We start from the raw sequence: 16,348 nt of genomic DNA, 5'->3' as shown, positions 1-16,348 counted from the left end.
TTATGACTGGCATGAATCGTACTTCCCGCGCGCCCGGCAAAACCGGCAACCGTCAGCCGCGCCGCGCCGGCATCATCAGCGGTGTCCTGGCGCTTGTCCTGGCGGCAAGCCTGGGCGCTTCAACGCCGGCAGCTTTCGCCGACGAACTGGAAGACAAGCAGGCCGCCCTCGAAGCCGAGGCCGCCCGGGTTCAGCAGTCCCTTGAATTTGTTGACTCGCGGATAGCCAAAGCCGCGGGCGACCTGGTGATCTACCAGGGCCAGCTTCCCGGCGCCCAACAGGCACTTCTTGAAGCCCAGGGCAGGGTTGCCAGCGCCGTCAAGGAAGTCGAGGCGCTCTCAGCGCGGGTGGACCTGGCACAGCAGAACAAGGCCAAGATCACGCAACAGCTGGAGACAGACAAGCAGAAGATAGCGGACACAAAGAAGCTGATCGGCCAGATTGCTACGCAGGCGTACAAGTCCGGCGGGGTTCCCTCCAACCTCACGCTCTTCTTCGGATCCAACGCAGGCGGGAGCCTGACCGATACGATGGACCTCGCCGACCAGGCCATGCGCAGCCAAAACTCGGCCATGGACAAGCTGTCCCAGCAGAACGCCACCAACGTCAATTCCCAGGCTCGGCTTGCGGCAGTTGAAGCGGAGATCCAGGACCTGAAAGCCAAGGCCGACGCAGCGCTCGAGCGGGAAAAGGCGGCCCGCGACGAAGCCGCCGCCAAGAAGGCGCAGGTTGACCAGCTGATCGCCGACACCACCCGGCTGGATGCCGAACTCCAGGCCGCACGGCCAGGCATTCAGAGCCAACTGGCAGCCGTCGAGGCCAGCCAGAACGCAGTCGCCAACGAGATTGCCGAGCGTGACCGCAGGCTGCGGGAAGCCTGGGAAGCAGAACAACGTCGCCGTGCTGAGGCGGCGGCAGCAGCCGCGGCGGCAGCGGCCGCTGCAGCGGGCCAAGCTGCCCCGCCGCAGGCGCCCTACGCTCCGGTGACCGGGTCGCCGTCGGCGTTTGGCCTGCGGCACCCCTTCGCCGGTTCCGTGCCCATCACGTCCGGCTTCGGTTGGCGGGCCACTCCGCCGGGAACCATCGATTTCTACGGCACCGGCGGTTACATGCATACCGGCATAGACTTCGGAGCAGCGTGCGGCACCCCGGTTTATGCGGCCGCGGCCGGTGAGGTCTTTTCCTCGGGCTGGAACTCAGCCGACGGCGGCGGATGGCGGGTAAAGCTTTCCCACGGTGTGATGGAAGGCAACTCCCTGACCACCATCTACTACCACAACAGCAGCATCGCCGTCTCCAACGGCCAGAGGGTCTCCCAAGGCCAGCTCATTGCCTACTCGGGCAACACAGGGAACTCCACAGGCTGCCATGCACACTTCGAGACCTGGCTGAACGGCGCAGCGGTCGATCCGATGCGGCTGCTGTAACGCCGCTCCGCAGCTGCCGTACACTGGTATGACTTCGCGCCGGAACGGCCGGAGCCACTGACGATCCAAGAACCGAGGAGTTCCACCGTGCCCAAAGAAAGTGGCCGTAAAGTGGTGGCCACCAACCGCAAGGCCCGGCATGACTACCACGTGCTGGACACCTATGAGGCGGGAATAGCCCTCATGGGAACAGAGGTCAAGTCGCTTCGCGAGGGCCACGCGTCCATGGTCGATGGCTTCTGCACCTTCTACAACGACGAGTTGTGGATGGAGGGCATCCACATCCCGGAATATAACCAGGGAAGCTGGACCAACCATGCTGCCCGCAGGCGCCGGAAGCTGCTCCTCCACCGCGAGGAACTGATCAAGATTTCGCACAAGATCAGGGAGTCCGGGTTCACCATCGTCCCGCTCCAGCTGTACTTCGTCGACGGCCGTGCCAAGGTGGAGATCGGGGTCGCCCGCGGTAAGCGGGAATACGACAAGCGACAGAGCCTGCGTGAGCAGCAGGACAACCGTGAGGCACTGCGCGAGATCCGGGAACGCAACCGGAGGTAGCGCGCCGCGGGGTGGAATGATTTCCACCGGCTGTGCGTTATGATTGGTAGTCCGGCAGGCATTGGGACGCAAAACCTGACCTGCCGGGTTTGATAACAAAATACGGGGATGATCGGTTTCGACGATGTTAGTCGCGACAGGTGAAGCGGGCCGAGGATGCAGAATTATCTCGTAAACGCTGTCTGCAAACCAATAAGTGCCGAATCTAAGCGCACTGACTTCGCTCTTGCTGCCTAAGCAGTAAGACAGTCCGTCAGCCCGAGGTTGCTATTGCCCCGGAACCTGGCGTCATTTAGATAGCCACTGCTGTTTGCCTCCGTCATCGGGGCAAACGGGACTCTTAGATGACTGGGCCCGGATCAGCCAGCTGTTTGCAGCATGGCTGGGGCCGAGAAAATCCGACGCAAACTGCGCCCGGAGAAGCCCTGACAACACGACATCGGACGGGGGTTCAATTCCCCCCATCTCCACATTTTGCGATGCCGCAAGGCACGCAGAACGGCCCGGACCTTGGTCCGGGCCGTTCCGCTTTAAGCGCAATGCAGCAGCTGACGCTGTCATTTCCCCCCGTTCACCCACGGCGTAGACACGCAGGGAGTAGGACGGCAGGCCGAATGGTTGAGACAAGTAGGACCAGCAGCCAGTCCGGAGCCAATCGGCTGCCATAACCCCAGGAGGTGGGCCATGGACCAGGTGCGGAAGCCCGGTTCACCAGAGTCCGACGACGGGCCTCTGGACTCGTACTCGGAGACGGTCATGCGCGTGGCTGAGACAGTCACCCCACACGTTGCCGCCATTGAAATGACGGGAAACCGTCGGAATGGCCGATTTCGTGTGGGCGCCGGATCGGCAGTGCTGTTCACGGAGGACGGTTACCTGCTGACAAACTCCCACGTAGTGGCTGGCACCCGCCAAGGCAACGCTGTTTTCGCGGACGGTGCCCGCACCGACCTGGAGCTCGTGGGCGCCGATCCATTGTCCGATCTTGCCGTTGTGCGCGGCCGCGCGCCCAAACTCCCGCCTGCCGAGTTCGGCGACGCGGAAACCCTGCGGGTGGGGCAGCTCGTCGTTGCGGTGGGGAACCCGCTGGGGCTGGCCGGATCCGTGACTGCTGGCGTCGTCAGCGGCCTGGGCAGGGCCATCCCAGTCTGGGCAGGAGGCAACCGGAGGGTGATCGAGGACGTTATCCAAACGGATGCGGCCCTGAACGCCGGGAGTTCCGGCGGTGCGCTGGCGGACACCCACGGGCGGATTGTCGGCATCAATACAGCGGTGGCCGGCGCCGGACTGGGGCTGGCGGTGCCCATCAATGCAACCACGCGAAGGATCATCGCGGCGTTGCTGGCTGACGGGCGCGTTCGCCGGGCCTACCTTGGTGTCGTCAGCACGCCCATCCGCCTAAATGCCAGTGCCGTGGTTCGGACCGGGCAGCGGGACGGGCTGCGCGTGGTGGAGGTCCTGGCAGGTTCACCCGCGGACCGGGCAGGCCTGGCGGCGGGTGACATCATCCTGACAGCAGGCGGCCGTCCCGTCAGCAACGCTGAAAGCCTGCAGAAGCTGCTGTTCGCCGACGCTATCGGCCAGCCCCTGCGGATTGCGGTACTGAGGGACGGCAAAGAAACTGACCTTGTTGCCGTGCCCGAAGAAATGGCGGCTAACGGGTAGTGGCCGCTACCGGCGCTTCTTCAGGTGCGCGACCGGATCCTGCGGGCCGTCAATGGGGCTCTTGGCCTTCTTTTCGGCGCGTTTCTCTTTGATAGTCTTGACCGGCTTCTTGGACAGATTCTGGTGAGGTGTCTTGTCAGGCATGGCGTGCTCCCTTATTAGGCGGGACGGCGTACGTCCCATCTCGTAAATTACGCCTGATTCGCCCTTAAGGAAATGCCCGGATTCAGTCCGGGACGGCGACGTCCGCGATGCCCACAAAACGGGTCCCAACGCCGTCGAACTCGCTGCGGACAAAGCCCGGACGTGGGGGCGGCAGCTCACCGGGAGGATGGTGACCGCAGCTGACATAGGTAAACTCGGGCCACCATTTTTTTGGCCGCGCCGCTTCCTCGTAGCCGCACACGGCACATTCCAGATGAACCCACACCGGACGCTTCCCGGTGCGGTTTGCCCGCGATTGGACAAGCCAGGGCGGCGGGTTGTCCAGGATTTCGCCGAGGTCGGCTTCCGTCAGCCATTTTGGGATGCCATGGCGTTGGGCCATCTCCAGGGGTACATCGAGGGCAATTGCCGCGTCACGTCTGCTAATCATCACAGTCAACGATACGGGACTGCGTTAGAGGCCGCCGCCGCCCACCAGGCAACCGGAAGCACAGAGTGCGCTGATTCAGCTAGGACGCAAGGGCGATGCCCACAGCAGCAGCGGCGAATCCCGCGACCAGATTGGCCGCCACGTTCAAGGCTGCTGCGGCAATCCGGGATTCAGCCAGCAGCCTGATGGTGGCGGTTGTCCACGAACTAAAAGTAGTCAGGCCGCCGGCGAGGCCAGTTGCCACAGCGGCATGGAGGTCTTCGGGCAGTCCCAGCCGTCCTGTCATTCCAACGGAGAGCCCTATGATCAGGCACCCGGCTACGTTGACCACCAGGGTGGCCCACGGCCAGTGCTGCGGCGTCCGACCGGCGGCGTCCTTGGCGCGCGGGCCCGTGGAGGTAGCGGCGGGCCGATGAGCGAACCAGCTGTCCACGGCGAAGCGCAGCAGAGCACCGGCCACGCCGAAGACGCCTACCAGCATTGCGGCGGTCACGCAGGGGCTCCGGAGCGGTCGGCCAGCACTTTGCCCGTCCTCCAGCCAGCGGCCGCGGCGCCGAACCCCAGCAGAAGTGACAGGCCGAGGTACGCAATCCACACCAGGTGGAGGTTGGCACGGGAGAACTGATCCACCGCGAACACCACTGCGGAAAACGTCGTGAAGGATCCCAGCAGACCGGGCCCGAGCCCCGCCCGGAGCCAGAAAGCAATGCGGGGCCTGGCGATCCAGAACGTAGTCAGGGCTGCCAGGACAAAGCTCCCGGCCACATTGATGCCCAGCGTGGTCCAGGGCATCATTCCCGCGGCATCAGGGAAGGCCAGGCCCAGGCCGTACCGGAGTTCGGTCCCGAGGAGTCCGCCGCCGGCCACCGCCAGCCATGCACGCCAGCCAGGGGTCCCAGTGCCGGCCATTCAGCCGTTTCCGAGGACGCAGCCGGCGTGCGGCGCGTCGCTGTGCACCCACAAGGCCGAGGTGATTTCATCAGCGAGGTCATACTCCCGGGTCTTACCCGCGGAGCTGATTCGCACTACAAGTGCCCCGCCGAATGGCTTGCGACCCACTACCTCCACCTCGGCGTCGAGGTCGATTTCCTCGGCAGACAGGTACCGGAGCAAGTCAGGGTTCTCATCGCTGATTCGGGTGATCCGGCCGGTGTGTCCCTGATCCAATTCATTCATCAGGTGGGCGTGTGGCATCCGGACCGTGCCATCGGCGCCGGGGATGGGGTCGCCGTGGGGATCCCGAAGTGGATTTCCCAGTTTCGCCGCCATCCGCTCAATAAACGTGTCCGAGACGGCGTGTTCGAGATGCTCGGCCTCATCATGGACCTCATCCCAGCTGTAGCCAAGCTGTTGGACCAGATAGGTTTCGATCAGCCGGTGCCGCCTGACCATGGAGAGCGCAAGCCGCACGCCGGCGTCGGTGAGGGTGATTGCGCTGTACGGCTTGTGGTCCACCAGGCCCTGGTCCTTGAGCTTGCGGACCATCTCGGACACGGAGGAGTTTGCCACACCCAGCCGTTGCGCAAGTTGGGAGGAGGTAATGGGTTTGTCCTGCCACTCCGTGAAGGAGTAGATGACCTTGACGTAGTCCTCGATGGAGGAGGAGGGCGCGCTGGTCTTCACGACACCAAGCCTACCCGTTGCGCGGAGGGCGTCACGCTTTTGCGGCCCGCCATGTCAGGGTGAGGTAGGGCAGTCCCAGGCCCGCGCCGGGGGAGTGTCCCAGATGGTCGTGGAGGTACCAGTCCAGGTTGGCGAGGACCTTGGCGCGGGTGGTATCGCCGGAACGGAGGTAGTAGCTCCGCGACTTGGCAAGCTCCATGATCTCTGTCGTGGTGAGCGCGTCTTCCCAGCGGGTGACATGGCTTTCCAGCTCCACGAACTCCGGTCCCAAGGGCGGCTGGAAGTGCGGCCGGTAGACATCCCCGGCGTGCATGATGCGGGAAAGCCGGTGAACCCAAGGGACTGAAGTGTCCAACTGGTTCCAGATCAGCCCCAACCTTCCGCCGGCGCGGAGAACCCGTGAAAGCTCCGTACTGGCGGCCAGGGGATCGCACCAGTGCCAGGCCTGCGCCACGCTGACGACGTCGAATGAGGAGTCCCCGAATCCCGTCGCCTCGGCAGTGCCCACAGTTGCCGCAACGCCGGGGTGCAGGATCCGCAACTGGTCGAGCATGTCGGCGGAGGGGTCCACGGCGGAAACGGACAATCCGCGGTCGAGCAGCAGGACCGTGAATTTTCCGGTGCCGGCGCCCACGTCCAGGGCATCCCGGGCCCCCGCCGGAATAAGCCAGTCGGCCGAATCGCCGGGGTAACCGGGGCGCACGCGTTCGTAGTGTTCGCCTCCGTCCTGGAAGCTCTGTCCAAGCTCCTGACGGCGTACGTGGTCAAGTTTGGGGCCACCCCGTGCCACGTGCAGCCTCCTTCGCCAGATGCCCTTGGGTATCCTTCGAATTTACCGCATGGGCGGGGTAACCCGGGTCAGTCGTCGATGCAGGGGGCAGCGCCTGCCGTGCCAGGCGTATTGGGTGCCCAGTCCGGGTATTTGCGGGTGTCGTTAGCCGGAACCCAGCGACCCGAGTCAACCACATAGTCCCAGCCCAGGCCGGTTCGGCGGAGTTCCTCGATGCCAGCCAGGAGACGCTGGGCGTCTTCGAGGCGGGACCCTACGCCGAAGCTTGCCCGCAGGGAGCCGGAAGGGAGGCCCAGGCGCTTCAGCAGGGGGTGGGCACAGAACCGGCCGTCGCGGAGGCCTACGCCGTGTTCTGCTGACAGGTAGGCAGCCACCAGGCCGGCGTCGTAGCCTTCCACCGAGAAGTTCACTACGCCGATGGTGTCGGTGTCCGGATCGGTGTCCTTGAAGATCTGGTGTACCGTCACGCCTTCGATCTTCTGCAGTCCCTCCACCAGGAACGACCGGATAGCCGACTCGTGGGCGTGCCACCGGTCCTGATCCAGCGATGCGATGACCTGGGTGGCGCGAGCCAGTGTGGCTGCGCCCAGGACGTTGGGCGAACCGCCCTCGTGCCGGGCTGGGCCGGTGGCCCAGCTGACGCCGTCGAGCCTGGCCTCCCGCACCGCGCCGCCACCGGCAAGATGCGGCGTACCCGCGTCGAGCCAGTCCGACCGCCCCACGAGGACGCCTGCGCCGAAGGGCGCGTAGAGCTTGTGGCCCGAGAAAGCGAGGTAGTCGACGTCGTCGGCGCTGATGTTGATCCGGCGATGTGGCGCGAGCTGCGCGGCATCGACGACGATCCGGGCGCCGTGCTGGTGGGCAAGGGCGGCGAGGGCACGGATGGGCAGGATTTCGCCGGTGACGTTGGAGGCGCCCGTGACGGCGAGCAGGCTGATTCCGCCCTGTTCCAGTTCGGCACCGAGGGCCTCGATGGTGCCGGCCACGGTGTCGGCCGCAACGACGCTGCGGTGCGGGACGCCCTGCCACGGCAGGAGGTTGGCGTGGTGCTCGATGTCGAGGTACAAAACCTCCCCCGTGGGGCGGCCGTCCGCGGACGGAAGGCACCCGGCGAGGAGGTTCAGGGAGTCCGTGGTGTTCCTGGTGAAGATGACGGAGTCACCGGGCCGGCCTCCCACGAAGTCACGCACGATGTTCCGGGCGTTCTCGTAGACGGACGTGCTGATCTGGGATGCGTAGCCGGCGCCGCGGTGGACGCTGGCGTAGAACGGCAGGATCTCGTTGAGGTAGGCGGAGACAACCGAGAGGGCCGGGGCGGAGGCGCCGTAGTCCAGGTTGGCGTAACGCACGTGGCCGCCCTGGATCAGCGGGGCCTGGATTTCGGCGCCGGTGACGGCGGAGAGCGGCCGTCCCGCAACGGCGAGCCGTTCGCTGAACAGGGCTGCGGTCTCGTTTGCGGCCAGGGTACGGACGGCGGAGTTGGGGGAGACGGTGGCTGTTGTCACAGAGACCTCACTTTAGAGGGACTCCCTGTCCCGGGAATCCGCGCTTGCCGGGTCCGTTCCGGACCGGCCTGGTCGTCACCCGGGGCACCCCACCGCGAATGGAGGGTTGCCGGCCAGCAAACCGGGGTTTCGCGCTGGCACTCGTGACCTGTTAAGAGCGTAGAACATGGGCGGGGCGGGCAGGAAGCCCGTCCGAATGTTAAGGCTTTTGTTACGCGCGGATGGAAATACCCATGGTTATCCGAAGATACGACGGCGGACGCCCCCATCAGGAGGCGTCCGCCGTTGATAATTCGGCACTTGGGCTGCTAGAGGAGGTCGTCCAGGTCAGGGTTGAGCCGTTTGAGGACTTCCGAATGCAGGATGGAGTTCGTCGCAAGCGCGTTGCCGCCAAACGGACCGTCTTCACCCTCGAGGGAGGTGAAGCGGCCGCCGGCCTCCACCACGATCGGGACCAGTGCCGCCATGTCGTAGAGATTCAGCTCCGGCTCACACGCGATGTCCACGGAGCCTTCGGCCACCATGCAGTAGGACCAGAAGTCGCCGTAGGCACGCGTGCGCCAGACGTCTTCGGTGAGGCCAAGGAAGTCATCCAGGTTCCCGCGGTCCTTCCAGCCGCTCAGGCTGGAGTAGGACAGGGAAGCGTCCGAGAGTTTCGACACGTCTGAGACCTTCAGCCGGGTGGCCGCAGCCAGTGACCGGCCCATGTAGGCGCCTGCGCCCTTGGCAGCCCACCAGCGCTTGCCCAGGGCAGGGGCACTGACGACGCCGACGACGGGCTCTCCTTCGTCCACAAGCGCAATCAGTGTTGCCCACACCGGTACGCCACGGACAAAGTTCTTGGTGCCGTCGATGGGGTCGATGATCCAACGCCGGGAGCCATGGCCTGAACTGCCGAATTCCTCGCCCAGGACCGCATCGCGGGGGCGGGAACGGGAAAGCTGGCCACGGATGGCTTCTTCGGCGGCCTTATCGGCATCAGTGACCGGGGTCAGGTCCGGCTTGGTCTCGACGTGGAGGTCCAGTGCCTTGAAGCGGCTCATGGTCTGGTCGTCCACGGAATCGGCCAGCACGTGGGCCAGGCGCAGGTCATCGTTGTAGCTCGAAGCGGGTTGGATCATGGTTCCAAACTACCGTCAAAGCGCCGTGTGGTTGGGGACCCCGGCTTCGGGCGGCGTCCTGAACAGCCCGGGCGCTGCTCCCAGCCCGGCCGGGCGGGTCAGTTGACGCTGCCCAATTCCTTGGTTTCTTGCCCCTCCATGCGGGGATCGGTGCCGAGCAGGCGCCGGAGGGACGCGAGCCTGGCAGGTCCGGTTGGGCCCGCATGGCCTTCGGCAACCCAGGAGTCCAGGCCGCAGTTGACTGCGCTGGCATTGTGTTTGCAGCCCCGCTCGCACGCATCAGTGCCCGGCTCCAGGTCCGGAAAGGAGCGGAGGATGCGGTCTGCGTCGACATGCGCCAGTCCGAAGGACCGGATGCCGGGGGTGTCGATGATCCAGCTTCCAGCAGGGGCGTCGGCCAGCTTTAGGGCCAGGGCTGAGGAGGACGTGTGGCGTCCGCGGCCTGTCACGGCGTTGACTCCGCCCGTGGCTCGCTCGGCTCCGGTCAGGGCGTTCACCATGGTGGACTTGCCTACGCCTGAGTGCCCCAGCATCACCGTGACCTTGCCATCGAGGTAGGCCCGAAGCTGGGCGACGGCATCGCTGTCCAGGCGCGCCGAGAGCCCGTCGTCGGAGCGGGCATCGATGCCGGATGCAGCGGCGTCGGCCGTCCGGCTGATGATGACCGGGAAGTCCAGGTGCTCGTAGTTCGACAGAAGTTCGGCAGGGTCTTTGACATCGGCTTTCGTGACCAGCAGGATCGGCTCGATGCCGGCGTCGTACGCGGCGACGAGTGCGCGGTCAATGAAGCCGGTGCGTGGTTCGGGATTGGCCGCCGCCACCACAACAACGAGCTGGTCGGCGTTGGCCACAACTGCCCGTTCAACGGGGTCGGTATCATCGGCGCTGCGCCGCAGGAGCGTCCTGCGGTCCTGGATCCGGACCAGCCGGGCAAGCGTGTCCGGTTCCCCGGAGACATCTCCCACCAATGAAACGAAGTCACCAGCGACCACGGGGGACCGGCGGAGTTCCCGTGCCCGTGCGGCGATGATGATGCGTTCTTCCCCTGAATCTTCGCCGACCACCGCTGTGTATCGGCCGCGGTCCACGGTAATGATCCGTCCTGTCACGGCGTCGTCGTGGCTGGGGCGGTCCTTGGTGCGGGGCCGGGAACCTTTCTTGCTGGGGCGGATCCGGACGTCGGATTCGTCCCAGGAGTCAGTGCTGCGTGCCACTATGCGTTACCAGCGGGTTCCGGCGTACCAGGTTCCTGGCCCTGCGCGATCATGTCTTCCCACAGCCGCGGGAAATCGGGCATGGTCTTGGCCGTGGTGGCGATGTCTTCTACTTCTATGCCCTCCACTGCGAGGCCCAGTATCGCCCCTGCAGTTGCCATTCGATGGTCCGCATAGCTGTGGACGACGCCGGAATGCAGCTTGGCCGGGCGGATCACCAGCCCGTCGCTGGTTTCCTCGGCGTCGCCGCCCAGCCGGTTGATCTCGGCGACCAGGGCGGCGAGCCGGTCAGTCTCATGGCCGCGGAGGTGTGCGATACCGCTGAGCCGGGAGGGGCCGCTGGCAAGCGCGCAGAGCGCCGCGACAGTGGGGGCAAGCTCACTGGTTTCATCAAAGTCGGCGCCCTTGATCTGAGCTCCGCCGGTGACCGTGAGGACGCCGTCGGCCAGGCTGACCGTGGCGCCCATGTCCGCAAGGATACTGCGCCAGAGGTCACCCACCTGCGTGGTTCCAGTGGGCCAGTTGGGAATCCGGACCGTGCCGCTGGTGGCCAATGCGGCGGCCAAGAAAGGGCCAGCGTTGGAAAGGTCCTGCTCAATGCGCTGGTCAAACGCCCGGATAGTTCCTGGCGCCACGACCCAGTGATTGGGGACGGAATCATCCACGGACACGCCCACGCCGCGAAGGACTGCCACTGTCATGTTGATATGGTCCAGGCTCGGCACCGGCTTACCGACATGCTCCAGGTGCAGCCCCTCGGTAAAGCGTGCACCCACCAGCAGTAACGCAGAGACAAACTGGGACGAGGCACTGGCGTCGATCACCAGATGTCCGCCCCGGACTTCCCCGGTTCCGGCCACGTCAAAGGGCAGGGACGCCGGTGTCCCGCCGTCCTCTGCCGTCACGGCCACACCGAGCGCCTTCAGGGCTTCGATGATGGTCCCCATGGGGCGGTTCCTGGCGTGCGGATCGCCGTCGAACACGCTGACGCCGTTCCGCAGTGCAGCGAGCGGAGGAACAAATCGCATGACGGTGCCGGCCAGTCCGCAGTCGATCCGGGCCAGCGACGACGGCGCGTCCTGGCTGAGGGGAACGACCTCAAGGTCCGGGCCGAAGGCTCCGTCGCCGGGAACTTCCGTGATGGAAGCCCCTAACTGCCGCAGGGCCTCAATCATCAGGGCGGAGTCCCTGGAGTGCAGCGGAGCGCGGAGCCGGGACGGTCCGTCAGCCAGCGCCGCCAGGACCAGGAACCGGTTGGTCAGGGACTTCGAACCCGGCACGGTCACCGTGGCATTGATGGGCCTGGTGGCGAACGGTGCGGGCCAGAGCGGAAGAGCTTCGGCAGCGTCAGGCTGCGAAAGGGCGGTAGTGGATCCGGTCATGCGTCCTTATGCCCCCGTTGCCTGGTCCACCACACGACGCACGGCCTTGTCGGCCTTGTGGAGTTTCTTCCCAGTGCTCTTGCGGGCGTCAGCTGCCAGGTGCGAAGCGCCCTTCCTGGCGTCGGCAGCGAGGTGTTCCGCTCGCCAGGCCAACCCTGGCTTACCGGCAGTATCCACCGAAGCCAGCAGGGCCCCGCCGCTCAGGGACAGGTTCTTCAGGAGCTGGTTGCGGCGTGCCACACGGGCCTCTTTGGTGCTGATGTCGGCGCTGCGCCATTCGACGAATGTGTTAAGGGCAGAGATGACCGTGAGCAGCGTCGCAGAGAACCGCGCGAACTTGCCCAGGCCAAACAGCACTCCGGCGCCCACCTGCACCCCGCCGATGACCCGGGCCAGTGTCTTGTCTTCCGTACGGAAAGGCAGTGAGGCCGTGGCTTTGCGCAGAAGCGGCGACAGCTGCTGGGCAGTGTCATCCGCGTTCTTGAGCTTATCCAGTCCTGCGAGTACGAAGCTGGATGCCAGCATGGGCCGGGCGAGGGTACGGACAAAGGACATGGATTTCCTCCTGGCTGGACGAACCGCGTCGAATGCGGCGGAGTCGGTTCTAGTCTTGCACTTTTGGGGAATATTTGCCCGCCACTAAAGGTTATGGATTGCGGGTCCGGCAGTGACGGACGAATCACGGCGCACACTGCGCCATGGCGGTTGGGTTGCGGGTTGCAGGTCCGGGCGCATCGAACGGTACAGGGAAATGGAGTTGGCCTTTGGGGTTGGTGAAGGACGGCATGGACGTGGCAGGCCCCGTGGCGATGGAGGCTTTGGAAACCGGTGCCCCGGAGTACGGGTCGCCGCGTGCCCGGAGCGTCACAGTAGACTTGGGAGCGATGAGCACCCTGGATCCGGCCCTCGAGGCCATGTATGAGGCCTCCGGGCGCGAAGCCAAGACCGCGGATGTCTCACCGGACGCCGCGGAGTCAGGCGGAACGCCTGATGCCGCGCTGTTGCCGGACACGGCGGCCACAGAACCCGAAGCCCCGGCAGTTGACCTTGCCACGGAAAGCACGGAGGAGCGCCGGATTCGTTTTGAGCGCGATGCCATGCAGTACGTGGACCAGCTCTACTCAGCGGCCATGCGGATGGCGCGGAACCCCGCTGATGCCGAGGACCTTGTGCAGGAGGCCTACACCAAGGCATTTTCGGCCTTTCACCAGTACAAGCCCGGTACCAACCTCAAGGCGTGGCTGTACCGCATCCTGACCAATACCTACATCAATTTGTACCGCAAGCGGCAGCGCGAACCGCTGCAGTCCAACTCGGACACCATTGAGGATTGGCAACTCGCCAGGGCAGAGTCCCACACGTCCAGCGGGTTAAGGTCGGCCGAAGCAGAGGCCTTGGACCACCTGCCTGACACCGACGTCAAGAGGGCGCTGCAGGCCATTCCCGAAGAGTTCCGGCTCGCGGTGTATTTCGCCGACGTAGAAGGCTTCGCGTACAAAGAAATTTCAGACATCATGAACACGCCCATCGGCACTGTGATGTCCCGGCTCCACCGCGGCCGGAAAATGTTGCGGGACATGTTGGCGGAATATGCCGCCGAGCGGGGATTCAAAACCGCCGTCGATCCTCAGGAAACGGCCGGAAGCACACAACAGGAGAACAGGAAATGAGCGACTGCCAGGGATTGGGCGACTGCGACGACGCCCGGATGCAACGCATCTACGAATATCTTGACGGGGCACTGACCCGGGAAGACATCACGGACATCAAGCACCACCTCGATGACTGCCCGGAATGCACCCAGCAGTATGACCTCGAATGCGTCATCCGCAACATGGTCAAACGCTCCTGCACGGAAGCGGCACCGGAGAACCTGAAGAACGCCATCCTGGACCGGATCCATTCAATCCGTCCCGTCGAGGCCTGAGGGCACCGAACCGGCCACACACCGTAAGAGACGAAGAACCCCGGAAGCCATGTGACTTCCGGGGTTCTTCGTTTGAACCGTCATACCAAGCTTTTGCTTAGGTGTTGGGGCGCTTGCCGTGGTTCGCGCCGCCACGCTTACGGTCACGACGTTTACGTGCACGCTTGCTCATAGCTGGCCTCCTTAATGTTGGTACTCAAAAGAGCTGCCCTCAAGTCTCCCACATGATGGCACGGGCCGCGAACCAAGACCGCCCTTGAAGCGGACGCTCAGCCCGGCAGGGAATTCCGGATGGAAATGCGGGCCTGGTCCAGTACCGTTCGGACGGTTTCGAGCACAATGGGGCTCAGCGGCTCCCTGTTAGCCTGCAGCCTCAGCTCGACTCGGAGGTCGTCGCGGAACGCCTGGAGGAGCATCTCGGCTTCCTTGAGCGTGCGTTGTCCTTCGGGTGACTGCCGGGGTCCGACCGAACTGAAGTCACCGTTCCGGACCGAGGCCCTTGCTGCCTCGGCCGTTGCTGCGAGATCTGCCCGCAGGCCACGCATGTTGGTCCGGATATCGTCGCGGAGGCTATCCGCCAACCGCCGGACGGAGGCGGAAATGTCGTTTTCGACGCCGGCCAGCTCGTCCCGGCGGGTGTTCAGTTCAGCCAGGCCTGCAGGCGTGATGTGGTAGTTGGTACGGCGGCCTGCGGATTCCGTGGCGACGAGCCCTTCCTCTTCCAGCTTCCCCAACCGCGGGTAAATGGTGCCCGCGCTGGGGGAGTACGTGCCGCCGAACCGTTCATTGAGGGCCTTGATGAGCTCGTAGCCATGCTTGGGCCCGGACTCGAGGAGGGCAAGGAGGTAGAGCCTTAGGGCGCCGTGGGCGAAGACAGGAGGCATCAGTACTCTGTTTCCGGGGCCCCGGCTGTCTGGCCATGGAAGATGGAGGTCTTGCCGGAGACGGAGTTGGTCCGGACAATCATCAGCTTGCCGTCCGGGCCGGCGATTGTTTCCACCTTGCCGCCGGGCTGGGAGTACTGCTGGTTGTCGATGACCAGCGTGCCGCTGGCCGACTTGGCCACGATGTCCACGCCGACGTCGTGCGGAAGGCGGATAGTAAGGTCGCCCGAAACTGAATTGGCGCCAAAATCCTGGGTGAAGCCCAGGAGGTCGAAGCTCATATCACCGCTGACAGTGTTGGCCCGGATGTGGCTAAACCTTCCAGAGGCGGTGACTTCACCGGAGATGCTCTTGGCGGTCAGGACGCCGTCGTGGTTGCGTGCGATCACCTCGCCGCTGACCGTGTTCACGTGGAGGTCACCGGCGGTTCCATCCGCCATCACCGAGCCAGACACCGTGTTGAGCCGTATGTGGCCGCCGATACCCGACACCAGGCCATCACCGCTGACCGTTCCGGCTTCCACGTCAACGCCCTCGGGCAGGGCGATGCTGATGACAGCCGAATTGTTGCTGTTGTGGTTGACGGTCCCCATGAGGTTCTTGAACCACCCCTGCGGCCCGTGCAGCTGGTGCCGGACCTCCAGCCGGCCGTCAACCAGGCTGATGGCTACGGGATCGCCCTGGACTTCGGAAACCTCAACGCGCGCTACGGTGTCCGTGTGGGTGACTATGTCGAACCGCCCGCGAACCATTCCCAGCTTCAGCGACGTGACACCGTCGACGTCGATAATGCGGGGCTCGGTGACGGCCCAGCTGCTCTCTGCCATGGATCCTCCAAGATCGCGATATATCGTGACTGATACCCCACGGTATAACGCCTCGGCGGACGGGTCAAGATATATCGCGATTGGCAGCGTGTGGGTTACTCCGGGGCGTCCATGCCCAGCCACTGGAACCAACCACGGTGCAGGACCAGCCAGGCCATGAGGCCGTAGCCCGACTGGCCGGGTGTCCCGCCGTTCGCCGCGAGGTCCTGGCGCCACTGCTCGTGGTTCAGCAGGGGTGAGAAGGTGTCAACATAGAGGTGCTTGCGCCTGGTGGTTACATCGGCGAAAGCTGTGTTGAGCTCTCCCAGCCGGCGGTTCTGGGTGGGGTCCAGCGTAGGTGGCGGGCCAACCACAAAGACTTCGATCCGGTTCTGCGAGGCGGAGTCCAGGATGTTGGCCAGGTTAAGGCGGCTGCGGGCGGTGGAGAGGCCAAACTCAATATCGCGGCCGGAGAGCCCGATGACCAGCCGGTTTTCGTGGAGGTCGCTGAAACGCCGGCCGGCTTCCTCCAGCCAGCGTGCGGCCAGTCCTTCCGTTCCTTCCTGTGGACAGGGGAGGGCATAACTCTCAAGTGCCATGCCATCCTGCGGAGTGCGGGCCAGGACGCGGCCCAGCCAGCCGAGGGCCCTGGGATCGCCCAGTCCGGCCAGCAGTTCGTCTCCAACAGCTGCGATGCGCAGCTTCCTGTCTTCCACAAGTTCCTCTTTACTTCCGTACTGAATGGCGCCCCATGCCGGCAGCGCGGGACGGGCCGGGCAGACTCTGCCCGTTGGTACCCTCGCAACCCATTAAACAGAACTGCCCGGCCGGAGTCTGGTATTTCGACGTCC

The 16,348-nt window shown here is 64.8% G+C and carries 20 protein-coding genes, 1 other RNA gene and 1 riboswitch; of the genes, 6 read left to right on the top strand and 15 right to left on the bottom strand.

All coding sequences use genetic code 11. The annotated features are described in order from the left end of the window. The first annotated feature begins 11 nt into the window (after positions 1 to 11). The 4 genes from ACLKOZ_RS13710 (at position 12) to ACLKOZ_RS13695 (ending at position 3,650) form a co-directional block, all read left to right on the top strand. On the top strand, positions 12 to 1,427 hold the full coding sequence (locus ACLKOZ_RS13710) for a peptidoglycan DD-metalloendopeptidase family protein (protein ID WP_337351038.1): 1,416 nt from the start codon (positions 12 to 14) through the stop codon (positions 1,425 to 1,427). A gap of 87 nt (positions 1,428 to 1,514) precedes the next feature. Then, entirely contained in the window at positions 1,515 to 1,985 is a 471-nt protein-coding gene (gene smpB, locus ACLKOZ_RS13705; protein WP_066292645.1) for an SsrA-binding protein SmpB, read from the top strand. A 104-nt stretch (positions 1,986 to 2,089) separates the two neighbouring features. After that, positions 2,090 to 2,458: a transfer-messenger RNA gene (gene ssrA, locus ACLKOZ_RS13700) on the top strand. A gap of 211 nt (positions 2,459 to 2,669) precedes the next feature. Next, a complete protein-coding gene (locus ACLKOZ_RS13695) occupies positions 2,670 to 3,650 on the top strand; it encodes a S1C family serine protease (RefSeq protein ID WP_436475733.1) in 981 nt (326 codons plus the stop codon). A gap of 6 nt (positions 3,651 to 3,656) precedes the next feature. Here ACLKOZ_RS13695 and ACLKOZ_RS13690 read toward each other — a convergent pair whose 3' ends face one another. The 11 genes from ACLKOZ_RS13690 to ACLKOZ_RS13640 form a co-directional block, all read right to left on the bottom strand. Continuing rightward, complete coding sequence (locus ACLKOZ_RS13690) at positions 3,657 to 3,794, bottom strand: hypothetical protein (RefSeq protein ID WP_310161748.1); 138 nt, start codon at positions 3,792 to 3,794, stop codon at positions 3,657 to 3,659. An 82-nt stretch (positions 3,795 to 3,876) separates the two neighbouring features. After that, positions 3,877 to 4,245: a hypothetical protein gene (locus ACLKOZ_RS13685; protein ID WP_436475731.1), complete on the bottom strand. Its 369-nt coding sequence runs from the start codon at positions 4,243 to 4,245 to the stop codon at positions 3,877 to 3,879. A gap of 79 nt (positions 4,246 to 4,324) precedes the next feature. Continuing rightward, a complete protein-coding gene (locus ACLKOZ_RS13680) occupies positions 4,325 to 4,738 on the bottom strand; it encodes a fluoride efflux transporter FluC (protein WP_436475729.1) in 414 nt (137 codons plus the stop codon). After that, the gene (locus ACLKOZ_RS13675) at positions 4,735 to 5,154 is read right to left on the bottom strand and encodes a fluoride efflux transporter FluC (RefSeq protein ID WP_436475727.1); all 420 of its coding nucleotides are present in this window, start codon (positions 5,152 to 5,154) and stop codon (positions 4,735 to 4,737) included. The genes ACLKOZ_RS13680 and ACLKOZ_RS13675 overlap by 4 nt, the downstream gene beginning before the upstream one ends. Next, positions 5,155 to 5,868 (bottom strand): metal-dependent transcriptional regulator, encoded by a 714-nt coding sequence (locus tag ACLKOZ_RS13670; RefSeq protein WP_337345808.1) that lies wholly within the window; start codon positions 5,866 to 5,868, stop codon positions 5,155 to 5,157. Between the two features lie 31 nt (positions 5,869 to 5,899). Continuing rightward, on the bottom strand, positions 5,900 to 6,658 hold the full coding sequence (locus ACLKOZ_RS13665) for a class I SAM-dependent methyltransferase (protein ID WP_436475724.1): 759 nt from the start codon (positions 6,656 to 6,658) through the stop codon (positions 5,900 to 5,902). Between the two features lie 68 nt (positions 6,659 to 6,726). Then, complete coding sequence (locus ACLKOZ_RS13660; RefSeq protein ID WP_436475722.1) at positions 6,727 to 8,163, bottom strand: aminotransferase class V-fold PLP-dependent enzyme; 1,437 nt, start codon at positions 8,161 to 8,163, stop codon at positions 6,727 to 6,729. Positions 8,164 to 8,198: 35 nt separating this feature from the next. Then, a riboswitch (SAM riboswitch) is annotated at positions 8,199 to 8,312 on the bottom strand. Positions 8,313 to 8,471: 159 nt separating this feature from the next. Further along, entirely contained in the window at positions 8,472 to 9,284 is an 813-nt protein-coding gene (gene hisN, locus ACLKOZ_RS13655) for a histidinol-phosphatase (protein ID WP_376044153.1), read from the bottom strand. Between the two features lie 98 nt (positions 9,285 to 9,382). Next, entirely contained in the window at positions 9,383 to 10,498 is a 1,116-nt protein-coding gene (gene rsgA, locus ACLKOZ_RS13650) for a ribosome small subunit-dependent GTPase A (protein WP_376044151.1), read from the bottom strand. Beyond that, complete coding sequence (gene aroA / locus ACLKOZ_RS13645) at positions 10,498 to 11,880, bottom strand: 3-phosphoshikimate 1-carboxyvinyltransferase (protein ID WP_436475719.1); 1,383 nt, start codon at positions 11,878 to 11,880, stop codon at positions 10,498 to 10,500. The genes rsgA and aroA overlap by 1 nt, the downstream gene beginning before the upstream one ends. Positions 11,881 to 11,886: 6 nt before the next feature. Further along, positions 11,887 to 12,435: a DoxX family protein gene (locus ACLKOZ_RS13640; protein WP_337345813.1), complete on the bottom strand. Its 549-nt coding sequence runs from the start codon at positions 12,433 to 12,435 to the stop codon at positions 11,887 to 11,889. A 254-nt stretch (positions 12,436 to 12,689) separates the two neighbouring features. On the opposite strand from ACLKOZ_RS13640, the gene ACLKOZ_RS13635 reads away from it, so the two are divergent. Then, entirely contained in the window at positions 12,690 to 13,550 is an 861-nt protein-coding gene (locus ACLKOZ_RS13635) for a sigma-70 family RNA polymerase sigma factor (RefSeq protein ID WP_436475838.1), read from the top strand. Beyond that, positions 13,547 to 13,807 carry a mycothiol system anti-sigma-R factor gene (gene rsrA, locus ACLKOZ_RS13630; RefSeq protein WP_131131627.1) on the top strand — a complete coding sequence of 87 codons (261 nt, stop codon included), beginning with the start codon at positions 13,547 to 13,549 and terminating at the stop codon, positions 13,805 to 13,807. The genes ACLKOZ_RS13635 and rsrA overlap by 4 nt, the downstream gene beginning before the upstream one ends. A gap of 97 nt (positions 13,808 to 13,904) precedes the next feature. Here the strand turns inward: rsrA and ACLKOZ_RS13625 are convergent, their stop codons facing one another. From ACLKOZ_RS13625 to ACLKOZ_RS13610, 4 genes are all read right to left on the bottom strand, one after another. After that, the gene (locus ACLKOZ_RS13625) at positions 13,905 to 13,979 is read right to left on the bottom strand and encodes a 50S ribosomal protein bL37 (RefSeq protein ID WP_369299106.1); all 75 of its coding nucleotides are present in this window, start codon (positions 13,977 to 13,979) and stop codon (positions 13,905 to 13,907) included. A 97-nt stretch (positions 13,980 to 14,076) separates the two neighbouring features. Then, positions 14,077 to 14,691, bottom strand: a complete 615-nt coding sequence (locus ACLKOZ_RS13620) for a PadR family transcriptional regulator (RefSeq protein WP_436475718.1) — start codon at positions 14,689 to 14,691, stop codon at positions 14,077 to 14,079. Continuing rightward, entirely contained in the window at positions 14,691 to 15,518 is an 828-nt protein-coding gene (locus ACLKOZ_RS13615) for a DUF4097 family beta strand repeat-containing protein (protein ID WP_337345815.1), read from the bottom strand. The genes ACLKOZ_RS13620 and ACLKOZ_RS13615 overlap by 1 nt, the downstream gene beginning before the upstream one ends. 95 nt (positions 15,519 to 15,613) lie before the next feature. Next, a complete protein-coding gene (locus tag ACLKOZ_RS13610) occupies positions 15,614 to 16,213 on the bottom strand; it encodes a GDSL-type esterase/lipase family protein (protein WP_337345816.1) in 600 nt (199 codons plus the stop codon). Positions 16,214 to 16,348 lie beyond the last annotated feature (135 nt).

The organism is Arthrobacter sp. R4, assembly GCF_051365025.1.
GTDB lineage: Bacteria > Actinomycetota > Actinomycetes > Actinomycetales > Micrococcaceae > Arthrobacter.
The sequence above is the reverse complement of the archived record's forward strand: the minus strand, read 5'-3'. Positions and strand labels throughout refer to the sequence as shown.

Excerpts from the sequence above, each read along its gene's own strand:
- ACLKOZ_RS13710 (WP_337351038.1), top strand. The coding sequence starts at position 12 with ATGAATCGTACTTCCCGCGCGCCCGGCAAAACCGGCAACCGTCAGCCG.
- ACLKOZ_RS13695 (WP_436475733.1), top strand. The coding sequence starts at position 2,670 with ATGGACCAGGTGCGGAAGCCCGGTTCACCAGAGTCCGACGACGGGCCT.
- ACLKOZ_RS13690 (WP_310161748.1), bottom strand. The coding sequence starts at position 3,794 with ATGCCTGACAAGACACCTCACCAGAATCTGTCCAAGAAGCCGGTCAAG.
- ACLKOZ_RS13685 (WP_436475731.1), bottom strand. The coding sequence starts at position 4,245 with ATGATTAGCAGACGTGACGCGGCAATTGCCCTCGATGTACCCCTGGAG.
- ACLKOZ_RS13675 (WP_436475727.1), bottom strand. The coding sequence starts at position 5,154 with ATGGCCGGCACTGGGACCCCTGGCTGGCGTGCATGGCTGGCGGTGGCC.
- hisN (WP_376044153.1), bottom strand. The coding sequence starts at position 9,284 with ATGATCCAACCCGCTTCGAGCTACAACGATGACCTGCGCCTGGCCCAC.
- aroA (WP_436475719.1), bottom strand. The coding sequence starts at position 11,880 with ATGACCGGATCCACTACCGCCCTTTCGCAGCCTGACGCTGCCGAAGCT.
- ACLKOZ_RS13640 (WP_337345813.1), bottom strand. The coding sequence starts at position 12,435 with ATGTCCTTTGTCCGTACCCTCGCCCGGCCCATGCTGGCATCCAGCTTC.
- ACLKOZ_RS13635 (WP_436475838.1), top strand. The coding sequence starts at position 12,690 with ATGGAGGCTTTGGAAACCGGTGCCCCGGAGTACGGGTCGCCGCGTGCC.
- rsrA (WP_131131627.1), top strand. The coding sequence starts at position 13,547 with ATGAGCGACTGCCAGGGATTGGGCGACTGCGACGACGCCCGGATGCAA.
- ACLKOZ_RS13620 (WP_436475718.1), bottom strand. The coding sequence starts at position 14,691 with ATGCCTCCTGTCTTCGCCCACGGCGCCCTAAGGCTCTACCTCCTTGCC.
- ACLKOZ_RS13615 (WP_337345815.1), bottom strand. The coding sequence starts at position 15,518 with ATGGCAGAGAGCAGCTGGGCCGTCACCGAGCCCCGCATTATCGACGTC.